Raw genomic sequence first — 14,699 nt, forward strand, 5'->3', positions numbered from 1 at the left:
CGTGGCGAGACGATGAACGAATTTCACCTTTTCTATTTCAAGGGCAGCGAACTGATCGACGGCAAGACGATCGCGTCGAACGATCTGCTCGAAGCCATCGACCGCGCCCACGACGAACGCGGCGACCTGCGCGTCGAAATTCGCGCGCCGAGCGGCTGGACGGGCACGATGGGCCTACCGCCGATGCACGACGCGGTGGATTGAGGGTCGAATTTTCGCAGCGATTTTGACCGCGCTCAAAGTCGCTGGCGACCTTCCATGCAAAATCATGGGCATCACCAAGGAGATGCCCAATGTCCGAACCGATCAAGCAACATGACCTCGCGGTGGCCGAACGGGTAGCCGCACCCCACCTCAAGTCCAACCTGCGTCCCGATATCGAGGATCGCAACTTCGGCCTGCCGGTCGCGATCCACGCGACCTATTTCGGCCTGTTCCTCGCCTATCTCGGTGTCATGTTCGTCGGCTTCTACGAGCCGCAGATGATCCTTCCGATGGCGATCTTCGTCATTTTCACCGTCGGTTTCTACGTCGTTCCGATGCTGTGGACCGGAATGAAGCCGGGCAACGACAGCCGCGCCCTTCGGATGGACGAACTGATGGCACACGGGATCGCCACCCACACCGGTCTGTGCAAGGGCCGGGATGCGCTGGTGCAGGCGCTCATTCTCCCCGTCCTCATCCTCGGCTGGGGCATCGCCGTGGTGAGCATCGCTGCGATCGTGTGAGGGGCTAGGCCCCGGCCAACGCGGTGAGCCGCGCGGGATCCTTCACCAGGATTCCGCGCGCGCCGCTTTTCTCGATCATTCCGTCCTTCTCGAACCGGGTCAGCTGGCGGCTGACAGTTTCGATCGTAAGGCCGAGGAGTTGTCCCATCTCGCCGCGCGTCAGCGGAAGCTCGAAGCGGGCCGCGGCGTGGCAAGGCGAATGACTGGCCGCCTTCGCCAGCGCGACGAGCAGGTTGGCGACCTTGGCGCCGGCACCCCTCTTCGCATCGAGTGCGATCTGGGTACGCGCATCGTAGAGGTCTCGCGCGGAACGACGAAGCAGCGCATTCGTCAGCGCGGGGTGGCGCTCCATCGCGGCTTCGTAATCGCTTCGCCGAAACAGGCACAAACGGCTGTCGGTCAGCGCGACCACGTCGTGGTTGAGGATAGGTGCGAACATTTCGCCCGCAAACCCGGCCGGATGAACGAGGCTGAGGATGCGCTCGGAGCCATTCGCGTCGACCTGCGCAATCTTGAGCAGTCCCGACGTCAGCGTGGCACATTGGTCGTTCCCGTCGCCTGCGCGAAAGATTGTCTCGCCGCGGGCGAACGTTCGGTGACGGCCGAGGCGCGACAGTTCCTCCCGCTCCGCATCCGACAGGGCCGAACAGGCGGCGCTGTCGCGAACGGGGCAGTGGGCACAATCGAGTTTCACGGAACCAGAACCGTGTCCTTCGCCTCGTCCGCCGTCTCCGGATAATCGAGCGTGTAGTGGAGCCCGCGGCTTTCGTGGCGTTTCAGCGCGCTGAGGACGATCAGGTCCGCGACTTCGACGAGGTTGCGCAGTTCGATCAGGTCGGGGGTGACGCGGAAGCTGCCGTAATATTCCTCGACCTCCTCGCGCAGCAGGTCAATGCGGTTCTTCGCGCGTTCCAGACGCTTGGTGGTGCGCACGATCCCGACGAAATTCCACATGAAGCGGCGGATTTCGCCCCAGACCTGCTGGATCACCACTTCCTCGTCGCTGTCGGTAACGCGGCTTTCGTCCCATGGGCGGACGGCGATCGGTTGGGGCAGGTCGTCCCAGCTCTGCTTAATGTGCTCGGCCGCCGCATCGCCGAACACGAAACATTCGAGCAGGCTGTTGCTGGCGAGACGGTTGGCGCCGTGCAGCCCGCTCATCGTGACTTCGCCCGCGGCGTAGAGGCCGGGCGCGTCGGTGCGGCCGTGGGCATCCACCAGGACGCCGCCACAGGTATAATGCTGCGCGGGGACGACGGGGATCGGCTCCTTGGTGATGTCGATGCCGAGGCCGAGCAGCTTCTCGTGGATGGTCGGGAAATGCTCTGTCACGAACGCCTCGCCGCGGTGCGCGATGTCGAGGTGGACATAATCGAGCCCGTCGCGCTTGATCTCCGCATCGATGGCGCGGGCGACGATGTCGCGGGGGGCGAGCTCCAGTCGCTCGTCGTAATATTTCATGAAGCGCTTGCCGGTCTGCGGATTGGTCAGGATGCCCCCCTCGCCGCGCACCGCCTCGGTGATCAGGAAATTCTTGACCTCGAGATTGTAGAGGCAGGTAGGGTGGAACTGCATGAATTCCATGTTGGAAATCCTGCACCCGGCGCGCCACGCCATCGCGATGCCGTCGCCCGTTGCACCGCGCGGCGCGGTGCTGAACTGATAGGCGCGCCCCGCCCCGCCCGCCGCCAGGACGGTGGCACGCGCGGTCAGCGTCTCGACCTCTCCCGCCGCGCGATCGAGCGCGTAGACCCCGTGGACCGACCCGCTGGTCGAGAAGTCCTCGGCATGCCGTCCCTGAATGAAATCGATCGCCGCCATGCCGGGAAGAAGCGTGATGTTGGGGCTCTGCACCGCCGCCTTTTCCAAGGCCTCGGCCACCGCCCATCCGGTGGCGTCGTGGACATGGACGATGCGGCGGTGACTGTGCCCGCCCTCGCGCGTCAAATGCCAGTCGCCGTCGTCGGCAAGGTTGAACGGCACGCCCAGATCGGCCAGCCGCGCGATCGCGGCGGGCGCACTCTGAACCACCATCTCGACGATGTCGGGGTTGTTCAGTCCCGCGCCCGCGACGATGGTATCGCGGATATGGTTGTCGAAGCTGTCCTCGTCCTCGAGCACCGCGGCGATCCCACCCTGCGCCCATTCGGTCGCTCCGCCGCCCAACGCGCCCTTCGCCAGCACCCCGACCTTGAACCGTTCGGCGAGGTTGAGCGCGGCGGTGAGACCCGCTGCGCCCGTGCCGATCACGAGAACGTCGAAATGGCGGCTCATCCCGCGGCGTCTCGCGTCAGGCTCAGGAACACGTCCTCCAGATCGGGTTCGCGGGTCCGCACGTCGATGATGTCGAACCCGTCGCGGTTCAGCAGCCGCAGGACGTCGCCAGCGTGGATCCTGTCCTTCGAGTAGGTGATGGCGAGCGCGTCCTCGCCGATCCGTTCGACCTTCTCGAACCGCTCGTCGACCGGAAGAATGTCGAGCGGCTTGTCGAAGGTGACGACCACTTCCTTGTCCTGCGCCTTGGCGAGCAGGTCGGGGGTGGCCTCGTCGGCGATGAGCTTGCCGTGATTGATGATGGCGATGCGATCGCACAGCATCTCGGCTTCCTCGAGATAGTGGGTGGTCAGCACGACCGTGACGCCGCGGCTGTTGAGGTCGCGCACCGTGCTCCACAGCTGCTGGCGAAGGTCGATGTCCACGCCCGCGGTCGGCTCGTCGAGGATGAGGATGGGGGGCGAATGGACCATCGCCTTGGCGACCAGCAGCCGCCGCTTCATTCCGCCCGACAGCGTCCGGGCATACGCCTCGGCCTTGTCGGCCAGCGACACGCTCTCGAGGATCTCGTCCGTCCGGCGCCGCTCCGGCGGCACGCCCCACAGCCCCGCCTGGATCTCCAGCGCTTCGCGCGGAGTGAAGAAGGGGTCGAACAGGATTTCCTGCGGTACGATCCCGATCGACGCCTTCGCGTTGCGATGGTCGGTATCGATGTCGAAGCCCCAGACCGAGACCTTGCCCGCGGACTTGTTCACCATCCCCGCGATGATGTTGATCAGCGTCGACTTGCCCGCGCCGTTGGGGCCGAGAAGGCCGAAGATCTGCCCCTGCGGCACGTCGAAGCTCACGTCGTCCAGGGCTTTCTTGCCGCCCTCGTAGGTCTTGGACAGGTTGGCGATGGAAATGGCGGGATTGTCGGTCATCGCCATCGCCTTAGCGAAGCGTGGCAGAGGCGCAAAGCCGCATTGAAGGCGGGGACGTGCGACGCTATCTCTAGGGCATGACCAACATTCCCCCGCCCGAGACGGTTCGAGTCGACACGCTCAAGGTCCATTGCGACGGCGCGACCGAGATTTCCCCCTCGCTCGGCCATCCGCGTGTCTATTATCACATCGACGACGACGGGTTCGTCGAATGCAAATATTGCGACAAGAGGTTCGTTCTGGTCGGCGGCGCGGCGGACCACGGGAATGCCAAGGAGAAAGCTGCAGGTCAGGTCACGTGATCGCCGGACCGCGCGGGCTCCTCTATCGCGACGGCATGCTCGATCCCGACACCGCGGCGCGCGCCGCGCGGCGGCACCTGTCGGGGCATGACGACGGCGAACTCTACCTCCAGTATCGCGCGACCGAGACGATCGCGTTCGACGACGGGCGGCTGCGCGCCGCGGACTATTCGACCGATTCCGGCTTCGGCCTGCGGGGCGTGACGGGCGAGATGACGGGGTTCTCCCACGCCAACGAGCTCAGCGTCGCGGCGATCGACCGGGCGGCGGAAACGCTGCGTCTCCTCGATCCCGCCGAACAGCGCGCCGCCGCATCGCCCGCGCGCACCAACGCTCGCCTCTATACCGACGAGGACCCGCTCTCGCTCGTCCCGTTCGAGAAGAAGCTCGCGCTCATCCAGGAGATCGAGGCCGACGCCCGCTCCCGCGACCTGCGCGTCGACCAGGTCAGCGTCATTCTCTCGGGGGCGTGGAGCGTCGTCGAGATCGTGCGCGCCGACGGCTTCCTCGCCACCGACATCCGCCCGCTCGTACGCATGACGGTCAGTGTCGTCATGGCCGACGGCGACCGGCGCGAGAGCGGCAGCTTCGGCTATGGCGGGCGCTACCTCTACGACCGACTGTTCGACGAGGCCGCGTGGAAGCGCGCGGTCGACGGCGCGGTGGCGCAGGCTGACGTCAACATGCGCTCGGTCGCGGCGCCGGCGGGCGACATGCCCGTCCTGCTCGGCAACGGCTGGTGCGGTGTGCTACTGCACGAGGCGGTCGGTCACGGGCTGGAAGGCGACTTCAACCGCAAGGGCCAGTCGACCTTTTCGGGCCGGATCGGAGAGCAGGTGGCGGCCAAGGGCGTGACCGTCGTCGACGAAGGCAACATCGCCGACCGCCGCGGCAGCCTCACGATCGACGACGAGGGCACCCCGACGCAGCGCAACGTGCTGATCGAGGACGGCATCCTCAAGGGCTATATGCAGGACCGGCTCAACGCGCGGCTGATGGGGGTCGAACCCACCGGCAACGGTCGGCGCGAAAGCTTCGCCCACGCCCCCATGCCGCGGATGACCAACACCTTCATGGAAGGCGGCGAGGACGATCCCGAAGAGCTGCTGTCGCGCGTCGACAAGGGCATCTACGCCAAGAGCTTCGGCGGCGGATCGGTCGATATCGTGTCGGGCAAGTTCGTCTTCTCCTGCACCGAGGCCTACAAGATCGAGAAGGGAAAGCTGGGCGACCCCATCAAGGGCGCGACGCTGATCGGTGATGGTCCCACGGTGATGCGGCGCATCATCGGGATCGGCAACGACCCCGCGCTCGACGAGGGCACCGGCGTGTGCGGCAAGGCGGGACAGGGCGTGCCCGCGGGCGTCGGTCAGCCATCCACCCTGGTCAGCGCGATCACCGTCGGCGGGACCGAGGCGGCGTGAGCCTCGCCGAGGCGGGGCGTTTCCCCACGCAGGTCGAGGCCGAACTGGCCAAGCACCAGCTCCAGCATGCGGGAATTCCCAGTTTCACCTTCGACGAGGGGCTGAACAGCGTTTTCGGCGGCGGTGGATTGGCGTGGGTGAGGCTGATGGTGGCGCCCGAGGAACTGGAAGCGGCAGTGGCGGTGCTCACCAAGGACGGCGAAGCGGGCTGATGCCGCGAGGCTCGACGTCTTAGGTAGCGTCGGCCAATGCGGCCAACAGTCCCTCGCCATAGCGTTCCAGCTTCTTCTCCCCCACTCCGTCGATCCGGTTGAGCGCGGGCAAGCTGTCGGGCCTTGCCGATGCGACCTGCCGCAGCGTGCTGTCGTGAAACACCACATAGGGCGGGACGCCCGCTTCCTTGGCGACCGCGCGCCGCCATTCGCGCAGCGCATCGAACACGGGATCGGGCGCATGATCCTCGCGGGTGCGGCGCGCCCGGCGGGTGCGCTTGGGCGGCACCGCGATCACCAGTTCCGCCTCGCCCTTGAGGATCGACTTGGCCCCCGGCCCGAAGCTGAGGCCGCCATAGGCATCCGCGCGCAGGGCATCGCGCGCGATGAGCGCCCGCGCGACCGGCTGGACCAGCGCCAATTCGTCCGCATCCATGATACCGAACACCGACAGCGAATGGTGACCGTTGCCGCGCACCTTCTCGTTATCGTCGCCGCCGAGCACCTGTTTCAGATAGCCCACACCGAACCGCATCTCGGTCCGGAAGGCGGCGGACAGGATCTTCTGCGCGACGATCGTCACGTCGATCGTCTCGGGCGGGTCGAGGCAATTGTCGCAATTGCCGCAGGTCTCGGGCGGATCCTCGCCGAAATGGCGAAGCAGGATGGCGCGGCGGCAGGTCGCGGCCTCGACGAAACCGGCAAGAGCGTTGAGCCGTTCGCGTTCGCCGTGGCGACGCCCGGGTTCGACCTCGGTCTCGATCCGCTGGCGGGCGCGGGCGAAATCCTCTGCGCCCCAGAACATCCAGGCTTCCGCGGGCTCCCCGTCGCGACCCGCGCGGCCCGTTTCCTGATAATAGGCCTCGATCGACTTGGGCGCGCCGGCGTGAGCCACGAACCGGACGTCGGGCTTGTCGATGCCCATGCCGAAGGCGATCGTCGCGGCCATCACCATGTCCTCCGACGCCACGAACGCATGCTGGTTCGACCGTCGCATCTCGGCTTCCATCCCCGCATGGTAGGCGGCGGCCGGGCGCCCAGTCTCGCGCAGATCGGCGGCGATCTTCTCGGTCTTCGCGCGGCTCGGGCAATAGACGATGCCGGGGCCGGGATGCGCGGCGGCGAGGCGCTTGAGCTGCGCGGGAAGCCCGGCACGCGGCACGACGTGATAGCGAATGTTGGGCCGGTCGAACCCGGCGACGATCATGCCCTCTTCGGGGATCGCGAGCTGCGCCAGAATGTCGGCACGCGTCCGCTTGTCGGCAGTCGCGGTGAGCGCCAGCCGCGGCGCTCCGACATGGTCGAGCAAGGGGCGGAGCATCCGATAGTCGGGGCGGAAATCATGCCCCCACTCGCTGACGCAATGCGCTTCGTCGATCGCAAACAGGCTGATCTGCGCCCGTTCCAGCAACATGCCGAACCGATCGGTCGTCGCGCGTTCGGGCGCGACGTAGAGCAGGTCCAGGTCGCCTGCCTCCAGCGCGCGTTCGACCGCGATCTTGTCGGATGTCGCGCTGGTGAGCGCGGCGGCGCGGATGCCGTTGGCGCTGGCCGAGCGCACCTGATCCTCCATCAGCGCGATGAGGGGGGAAATGACGATCGCAGTGCCGTCCTTCGCCACGGCTGGAAGCTGGTAGCAGAGCGACTTGCCCGCGCCCGTCGGCATGATGGCGAGCGTGTCTTCGCCCGCCATGACGCGATCGACGACCTGTTCCTGGACTCCGCGAAAGGCGCTGAAGCCAAAGACTTCCTGTAGGATCTGAGCGGGACCGGACACCCGCGTCCAGCTAGCTGTTACACTGTCGCCTCACAACCGTGCGCGGCGATAAAAAGCGCTAGAGCAGATGCTCGATGGGATCGAGCGAATAGCCCGCCGCCTCGGCGGCCGCGCGAAGATCGTCGTTGTCGCGTCCCTGCCCATGGCGGGCCAGTGCCCACAACAGCGTCGATCGCGTCCCCGTGCGGCAGAAGGCGAAGACCTTTCGTCCCCCTGCCTCCTCCAGCGCTTCCGTTTCGGCGTCCACCTCGGCGGGGGAGATGCCGCGTTCGACGGGGACGTGCGCATAGCCCATTCCCGCCGCGTCCGCGGCGGCGTGGATGTCGGCGCCGGTCGGTTGGCCGTCCTCTTCCAGGTCGGGCCGGTTGTTGATGATGAAGCCGAACCCGGCGTCGGCAAGCTGCGCGACCTCGTCAGGGGTAATCTGCGGCCCGACGTAGAAACCTTCTTCCAGCTTGGTGACGGTCGCCATGAATGATCTCCTCAAATCCTTTCCCTGCCAACGCCTCGCTTGTCCTGAGGCTCCCCGCACGCCACAGTCGCTTGCGATGGGTACGATGATCGCGATGGGGGAGGATCCGGCAGGGCGCGCACAGGCACTGGACCTCGGCGAACTGCTGGCGACACGTCTTCTGGTGCAGGGCAATTCGGGGAGCGGCAAATCGCACCTTCTGCGCCGCCTGCTCGAACAGAGCGCGGGCGACGTGCAGCAGGTGGTGATCGACCCCGAGGGCGAGTTCACGACCCTCGCCGATGCCTATGGCCATGTCGCTATCGAGGCGGCGGATCATTCGGACGCCGAGATCCTGGCGCTGGCGGCGCGGGTCCGCGAACATCGGGTGAGCGTGGTCTTGAGCCTCGAAGGATTGGAGGCGGACGGGCAGATGCGCTGCGCCGCGGCGTTCCTCAACGCCCTGTTCGAGGCGCCTCGGGAGCATTGGTATCCTGCACTCGTTATCGTTGACGAGGCACAGATGTTCGCCCCGACCGGCGGCGGCGAAGTGCCCGAGGACGTGCGACGCGCTTCGCTGAGCGCGATGACGAACCTCATGTGCCGTGGCCGCAAGCGCGGCTTGGCCGGAATCATCGCGACGCAGCGGCTGGCGAAGCTCGCCAAGAACGTCGCGGCCGAGGCGTCGAACTTTCTGATGGGCCGCACCTTCCTCGACATCGACATGGCGCGTGCGGCGGACCTTCTCGGCATGGAACGACGGCAGGCGGAACAGATCCGCGATCTCGAGCGGGGCCAGTTTCTCGGTCTCGGTCCGGCGGTGTCGCGGCGTCCGGTGAAGGTCATGATCGGCAATGTCGAGACGGGCCCGCGCGAGGGGACGCCAGGACTGGTGCCGCTGCCTCAAGGGCAGGCCGATCCGCAGGCGCTGCTGTTCGACGGACTGGCCGATGCCCCGCCGCCACCGCCACCCTCGCCGAAGCCCGACCCCGCGCCACTTCCGTCGGAAAGCATGATGGCGAAGCTTGCAAAAGCGGCGGAGGCCAAGCGCGGCGTGCCGGAGCCCGAAGCTCCGGAACCCGACCCCGAAGAGATTGCGCCCGTGATCGAGCGCGCGCTGGCGGGGATCGTCGAGGAGGAAGAGGGGCGCCCGCGCGGCGCCGCGGTGGCCTACCAGGACTTTTCGGTTCGGTGCCGGATGGCGGGACTGCGCACGCCGCCGCTCGACCTGCCGGAGTTCTCGCAACGACTGGCGGCGGCGCGGGCGGGGATCTTCGGCGATCCGGCCAACGACTATGGCGAGGCGCTGGAGGCGGCGGTCGACCTGCCCGAGGATATGCTGGCACCCTACCTCCTCATCGCCCGCGCGGCGCGCAGCGGCGATCCTGGGCCGAGCGAGGAAGCGATCGCCGCCATTTACGGCACCGCGAGCCTGTCGCGCGCCCGCCGCCTGATCGGTTACATGGAGGAAAAGGACCTCATCGTGACCCGCACCGACATGGCCGGAAAGACGAGTATCACGCTGCCGAGCGTGGGTTGGACGACGGCGGCGGGTTAGGAATTTTCCGCTCGGCGACCGTAATTGTGCAAGTTGGCTGTCGGCGTAATATGAGGCGATGACAGGTGCCTCCTTCCGCATAGCTCTTTTGAGCTTCATCCTGTTCCTGACAGGCTCGTGTGAGCAGCCTTCGAAAAATCCCGCGATTTTGGTCCAAATTGAGACGGAAGCGTCTCAAATGATGGAGGGTTCTTCGGCGTCGTTTGTCGGTGCTGTGCCAGAAGCCCAATGGCCGCACACGATCGCCTCTCTTGATCCTCATTTTGTTGACGTGGATCGGAATGGAGTTTGGATTACGACAAAACCCTATTTCGATGAAGGATGGGGATACTTCGTCCCTAGAGCGGGTGAAGCTCTTCCAGAGCCTACAGAGCGATTCTCGAAGCTCTCCGGGAACGTGTATTGGTGGCACCCCTACTGAGCTGATCTATGTCGTTCTCCTCTCGGAACGATGCTACTCCGCCGCTTCCTCCAGCATCCGTTCCGCCTGCTGTCGCGCCCAAAGGTCGGCGTAGAGGCCGCCCGTCGCCAGCAGTTCGTCGTGGGTACCGCGTTCGGCGACGCTTCCTTCGTCGAGGACGACGATCTGGTTGGCGTTGACGACGGTGCTCAGGCGGTGGGCGATCATGATGGTCGTGCGCCGACGCATGACCTTTTCGAGCGTGGCCTGAATGTCCTGTTCGGTGGCGCTGTCCAAGGCGCTGGTCGCTTCGTCGAGGAGCAGGATCGGCGGGTCTTTCAGCAGCGTGCGGGCGATGGCGACGCGCTGCTTTTCCCCGCCCGATAGCTTGAGCCCGCGTTCGCCGACTTCGGTTTCGTAGCCTTGCGACAGACTTTCGACGAAGCGGTCGATCGACGCGCCCTTGGCGGCCCGCTCGATGTCGGCTTGGCTGGCCTCGGCACGGCCATAGCCGATGTTGTAGGCGAGCGTATCGTTGAACAGGACGGTGTCCTGCGGGACGATGCCGATGGCTTCGCGTAGGCTCGCCTGCGTCGCATGGTTGATGTCGGTCCCACCGATGGTGATGCTGCCCGACTGCGGCTCGTAGAAGCGATAGAGGAGGCGGGCGAGCGTGGACTTGCCCGCACCCGAGGGGCCGACGACCGCGAGGCTGGTGCCGGCGGGAACGGTGAGGTCGAGACCCTTTAGGATCTGACGCTCGCCATCGTAGCTGAAATGCACGTTGTCGAAGACGACGTCGCCTTCGCCGTCGGGCAACGGGATCGCGCCTTCGTGATCGACGATCTCGGCCGGAGTATCGAGGAGCGCGAACATGTCCTCCATGTCGATCAGCCCCTGGCGGATCGAGCGATAGACCCAGCCCAGCATGTTGAGCGGCCGATAAAGCTGCATCAGCAGCGAGTTGACGAGGACGACATCGCCGGGCGTATAGGTCCCCCGGCTCCAGCCCCAGACGGTATAGGCCATCGCTCCGCCCATCATGATGTTGGTGAGGACCGCCTGCCCGCTGTTGAGCCAGCCAAGACTGGTCTCGTTCTTGATAGCGGCTTCCTGATAGGCGTGGATCGACCCGTCGTAGCGCTCCGCTTCACGCTCCTCCGCGCCGAAATATTTGACGGTTTCGTAATTGAGCAGGCTGTCGACGGCGCGCTGTGCGGCGCGCTGGTCGACCGTGTTCATCTCGCGGCGGATCTTGTTGCGCCAGTCGGTCACCACGCGGGTGAAGACGATGTAGACGACCACCAGCACGGTGGTCGCGGCCGTCATGCCAAAGCCGAATTCGACCCAGAACACGCCGCCGATGAGAATGAGGCTGATGAGCGTCGGCGCGATGTTGAACAGCAGGAAATAGAGCATGGAATCGATGCTCTTCGTCCCGCGTTCAATGAGCCGCGCGATCTTCCCGGTGCGCCGTTCGAGGTGAAAGCGCAGCCCCAGTGCGTGCAGATGCCGGAAGAGGCCGCTGGACAGCTTGCGCGCCGCATCCTGTCCCACGCGCTCGAAGATCGAATTGCGCAGATTGTCGAACAAAGTGCCGACCAAGCGGGTGGAGGCGTAAGCGGCTACGAGACCCAGCAGGATCGATAGTGCGACCTGCGGCGCGTCGGCATCCGCGCTCATGCCGTCGATGATATATTTGTAGAAATAGGGGACCGCGATCTCGATGCCCTTCGACGCGAGCACCAGCAGGACCGAAATGACCACGCGCACGCGCAGCCCCGTCTCGCCCACCGGCCAGAGCATGGGAAGGAAGCGCAACAGGATGCGAAGATCGCCCTTGTCCTGGCTGCTTTCGGTGGAAGTATCGGGAGGCATGCGGAGGAAGAGATAGGAAGCGCAGGGCTCTACGACAACGGAGACACCGTCACTGCTCGATTGTTACGGCACCGTATTCTTGGGAACGCGCCGACGACAGGTCGGTTGATCGGGCAAGTTGATCATTCAGACGAGCGGAAGTTTTCATGGAACCGGTAACCTTTGCGATCCTCCTTTTTGGATGTGCCGACGGCGGGACGAGCTGCGATGCGGTGAGGGCGGTCGAGGCGACCTTCGAAAGCGAAGCTGCCTGCGTTGCAGCGCTGGACGATGCGCTGGCGTCGAGCGACGACGTCGATGCTCCCTGGGTCGAAGCCGAATGCCGCCCGGTCGCCCGCATCCCGGCCAAATTTCGTTCATCGTTGGGAAATCTTCCCAACAGCTAGTGGGAATTTCGGCCAATCTACTCCGATTGGTTTGGCGACATACTGAAATCTTTGGACATTTTCGTTTGGCACGCCTCCTGCAACGTAGGGGGTGAACCCGCTGATGGGTTCGCCAAAAAAAAGGAAAATGACCAATGCAATCGCTCTCCAAGGAAAACATCCTCGTCTCCGCCATCGGAGCCATCCTGTCGGCCAGCCTGTTCCTGGGTGCCGCCGTCTCGGGTGCGCCGATCGCCTAACCACCTTCGACATCACGAAAGGACAATGATGGACCGCAAGTTTCTTCTCGACAAAACCGACGGCAAGATCATGGGCGTCAGCGCCGGCATGGCCGATTATTTCGGAATGGACGTCACGCTCGTCCGGCTCGCCTGGGTCGTCGGCTTCTTCATCAGCGCAGGCACCGCCCTGCTCGCGTATCTCATCACGGGTCTCGTCGCCGACACGGCGCGGTGATCCCACCCACCTGAACCCAGCGAACGCGCGCCGGGATCAAGCGACGAGGCCCGACCGGAGGATGCTCCGGCGGGCCTTTTGCTTTGTCCTAGAAGTAGGTGAGCGAGAGGATGACCGAAAGGCTAGCGACCATCAGCACGACGAGCGGGATGCCGGTCTTGAGATAGTCGTTAAACTTGTAGTCGCCCTCGGCCATGATGAGCATGTTGGTCTGGTAGGCGATCGGTGTCGCGTAACAGAGGTTGCAGCCGAACAGGACCGCGAGCACGAGCGGTTCGACCGGCAGGCCCAGCTGACCCGCCAGACTGAAGGCGATGGGCGTTCCGACCGCGGCGGCGGTGGCGTTGGACGCGAAGTTGGTGAGCAGCGTCACGAAGAGCATGATGAGCGCCAGCACGATCCCGCCGGGGAGACCCTCCATGCCGAGCGCCAGCGTTTCGCCAAGATATTGCGCCGCGCCGCTTTCGAGGATGAGACGTCCGATCGCGATCGAGGCGGCGACCAGCACGATGACCTTGGCCGACAGCGCGCGCCCGACCTTGTCGAAGTGGACACAGCCGGTGATGAACATGGCGATCGCGCCCGCCAGCGCGCTGATCGCGATCGGCACGATGCCGAACGTCGCCAGGATGACCGCGGTGCCCATGATGGCGATCGCGGTCAGCGCCTTCCGCCGCCTCGGCAAGGGCCGGGCCCCGTCGAGCATCAGCATGGCTTCCGCACTGGCGAATTCCTGCAACGCCTCCTCCCGCCCGAGAACGAGGAGGATGTCGCCTTCCGCCAATCGCGCTTCGGCGGAAAGTTCGCGCGGGGCGGCAAAGCCGCGACTGGGGGCCTGCGCTACGCCGAGGACGGCGACGCCCTTGATCCCCGCGGTCTGGAGCGTGCGCCCGACGAGGCGGCTGTCCCCGCTGATCGCCAGTTCGGCCTCGACCAGATCTTTGCCGGCGCGCGCGCTGTCTTTCTGGAGCCGGTCGACCAGCCAGCGCGGTGCGGTGGCGGCGTCCAGCTTGCGCGCGGCCTCGCGCAGGGCGTCGGCGGTGGCGAAGGCGGTCAGCCGCTGCCCAGGCTGCAACGTCTTGGGCTCGCGGACGAAGGCGAAGGTATCGGGCAATTTGTCACGAAACTCTCCCACCGCCTTGCCCAGCCAGCCGCTGTCGGTGCCGACGCGAAGGGTGGCGATGAACTTGCGCGGTTCGTGGCCGGCCTCGGGACTGTTGTCGGGCAGAAGCCGCGGCATCACCAGCCAGATGTACGGAAAGCAGATTACCGCGGCCATCAGCACGAGCGGCGTGAAATGGAAGATCGACATTTCGGGCATGCCGAGATCGTTGGCGATCGAGACCACCAGCAGGTTTGTCGACGTGCCGATCGTCGTCGCCATCCCGCCGATCAGGATTGCCGCATTGAGGGGGATGAGCGTCTTGGACGCGGGCAGCGCACCACCGTGCGCGAGCTGCACCATGATCGGAATGAGCAGCACCAGCACCGGCGTGTCGTTGACGACCATCGACGCGAAGAGCGCGAGCAGAAGGGTCACCAAAAGCCCCAGCCCGTTGTTGATGCGCCAGACCGCCGCCAGCGACCGCGCCGCGGGCTCCAGCGCCCCCGTGACGACCAGTCCCCGCCCCATCACCATCAGCGCGGAAATCGTGATGAGCGCGGTATGTCCGAACCCACCGAACGCCAAGTCGATGCCGTCTTTCTTTGCGGTGCCGGGAATGGGGAAGAGATAGAGCAAGAGCGCGATCGCGCCGATCGTCATCAGGCTGATGATTTCCACGCGAAAACGATTGCTGGCGAACGCCGCGAACATTCCGATCGCCACCAGCATGGCGAGCGCGGCGTGCAGGGAAGGCAATGTCAGCAAGCAAGAACCCGATCAGCCATCGTGGATGCGGATGGTAGGAACCCTCCCCACCGAACGCCA

15 protein-coding genes are annotated in these 14,699 nt (G+C 65.4%); 8 read left to right on the forward strand and 7 right to left on the reverse strand.

Annotated elements, in window-relative coordinates:
* The first annotated feature begins 12 nt into the window (after positions 1 to 12).
* Both WJT74_RS11020 and WJT74_RS11025 read left to right on the forward strand, forming a co-directional pair.
* A complete protein-coding gene (locus WJT74_RS11020) occupies positions 13 to 204 on the forward strand; it encodes a hypothetical protein (RefSeq protein WP_343344819.1) in 192 nt (63 codons plus the stop codon).
* Positions 205 to 293: 89 nt separating this feature from the next.
* Positions 294 to 728: a hypothetical protein gene (locus WJT74_RS11025; RefSeq protein WP_343344822.1), complete on the forward strand. Its 435-nt coding sequence runs from the start codon at positions 294 to 296 to the stop codon at positions 726 to 728.
* Between the two features lie 4 nt (positions 729 to 732).
* Here WJT74_RS11025 and WJT74_RS11030 read toward each other — a convergent pair whose 3' ends face one another.
* The 3 genes from WJT74_RS11030 to WJT74_RS11040 are packed head-to-tail and all read right to left on the reverse strand — an operon-like array spanning position 733 to position 3,925.
* Positions 733 to 1,422, reverse strand: a complete 690-nt coding sequence (locus WJT74_RS11030) for a Crp/Fnr family transcriptional regulator (protein ID WP_343344824.1) — start codon at positions 1,420 to 1,422, stop codon at positions 733 to 735.
* The gene (gene nadB, locus WJT74_RS11035; protein WP_343344826.1) at positions 1,419 to 3,002 is read right to left on the reverse strand and encodes an L-aspartate oxidase; all 1,584 of its coding nucleotides are present in this window, start codon (positions 3,000 to 3,002) and stop codon (positions 1,419 to 1,421) included. Before nadB ends, WJT74_RS11030 begins: the two co-directional genes overlap by 4 nt.
* Positions 2,999 to 3,925 carry an ABC transporter ATP-binding protein gene (locus WJT74_RS11040; RefSeq protein ID WP_343344828.1) on the reverse strand — a complete coding sequence of 309 codons (927 nt, stop codon included), beginning with the start codon at positions 3,923 to 3,925 and terminating at the stop codon, positions 2,999 to 3,001. Before WJT74_RS11040 ends, nadB begins: the two co-directional genes overlap by 4 nt.
* Positions 3,926 to 4,002: 77 nt before the next feature.
* Between WJT74_RS11040 and WJT74_RS11045 the strand changes: the two genes are divergently transcribed.
* Genes WJT74_RS11045 through WJT74_RS11055 form a run of 3 tightly spaced genes read left to right on the forward strand, consistent with a single transcriptional unit; the run spans position 4,003 to position 5,863 of the window.
* Positions 4,003 to 4,227 (forward strand): zinc-finger domain-containing protein, encoded by a 225-nt coding sequence (locus tag WJT74_RS11045; RefSeq protein WP_343344831.1) that lies wholly within the window; start codon positions 4,003 to 4,005, stop codon positions 4,225 to 4,227.
* A 35-nt stretch (positions 4,228 to 4,262) separates the two neighbouring features.
* A complete protein-coding gene (gene tldD / locus WJT74_RS11050; protein WP_343348182.1) occupies positions 4,263 to 5,651 on the forward strand; it encodes a metalloprotease TldD in 1,389 nt (462 codons plus the stop codon).
* Entirely contained in the window at positions 5,648 to 5,863 is a 216-nt protein-coding gene (locus WJT74_RS11055; RefSeq protein WP_343344833.1) for a DUF2007 domain-containing protein, read from the forward strand. The genes tldD and WJT74_RS11055 overlap by 4 nt, the downstream gene beginning before the upstream one ends.
* Positions 5,864 to 5,882: 19 nt before the next feature.
* Here WJT74_RS11055 and recQ read toward each other — a convergent pair whose 3' ends face one another.
* Entirely contained in the window at positions 5,883 to 7,640 is a 1,758-nt protein-coding gene (recQ, locus tag WJT74_RS11060; RefSeq protein WP_343344836.1) for a DNA helicase RecQ, read from the reverse strand.
* Positions 7,641 to 7,698: 58 nt separating this feature from the next.
* Positions 7,699 to 8,112 (reverse strand): TIGR01244 family sulfur transferase, encoded by a 414-nt coding sequence (locus WJT74_RS11065; protein ID WP_343344838.1) that lies wholly within the window; start codon positions 8,110 to 8,112, stop codon positions 7,699 to 7,701.
* Positions 8,113 to 8,188: 76 nt separating this feature from the next.
* Here WJT74_RS11065 and WJT74_RS11070 point away from each other — a divergent pair, with 76 nt between their 5' ends.
* Positions 8,189 to 9,649 carry an ATP-binding protein gene (locus WJT74_RS11070; protein WP_343344839.1) on the forward strand — a complete coding sequence of 487 codons (1,461 nt, stop codon included), beginning with the start codon at positions 8,189 to 8,191 and terminating at the stop codon, positions 9,647 to 9,649.
* 454 nt (positions 9,650 to 10,103) lie between these two features.
* Here WJT74_RS11070 and WJT74_RS11075 read toward each other — a convergent pair whose 3' ends face one another.
* Entirely contained in the window at positions 10,104 to 11,927 is a 1,824-nt protein-coding gene (locus WJT74_RS11075; protein WP_343344842.1) for an ABCB family ABC transporter ATP-binding protein/permease, read from the reverse strand.
* Between the two features lie 146 nt (positions 11,928 to 12,073).
* Between WJT74_RS11075 and WJT74_RS11080 the strand changes: the two genes are divergently transcribed.
* Positions 12,074 to 12,313 carry a hypothetical protein gene (locus WJT74_RS11080; protein ID WP_343344844.1) on the forward strand — a complete coding sequence of 80 codons (240 nt, stop codon included), beginning with the start codon at positions 12,074 to 12,076 and terminating at the stop codon, positions 12,311 to 12,313.
* 264 nt (positions 12,314 to 12,577) lie between these two features.
* Positions 12,578 to 12,769: a PspC domain-containing protein gene (locus WJT74_RS11085; protein WP_343344847.1), complete on the forward strand. Its 192-nt coding sequence runs from the start codon at positions 12,578 to 12,580 to the stop codon at positions 12,767 to 12,769.
* An 88-nt stretch (positions 12,770 to 12,857) separates the two neighbouring features.
* Here the strand turns inward: WJT74_RS11085 and WJT74_RS11090 are convergent, their stop codons facing one another.
* Positions 12,858 to 14,639: an SLC13 family permease gene (locus WJT74_RS11090; protein ID WP_343344850.1), complete on the reverse strand. Its 1,782-nt coding sequence runs from the start codon at positions 14,637 to 14,639 to the stop codon at positions 12,858 to 12,860.
* Positions 14,640 to 14,699 lie beyond the last annotated feature (60 nt).

It is taken from the genome of Sphingomicrobium sp. XHP0239 (assembly GCF_039555325.1).
Taxonomy (GTDB): Bacteria; Pseudomonadota; Alphaproteobacteria; order Sphingomonadales; family Sphingomonadaceae; genus Sphingomicrobium; species Sphingomicrobium maritimum.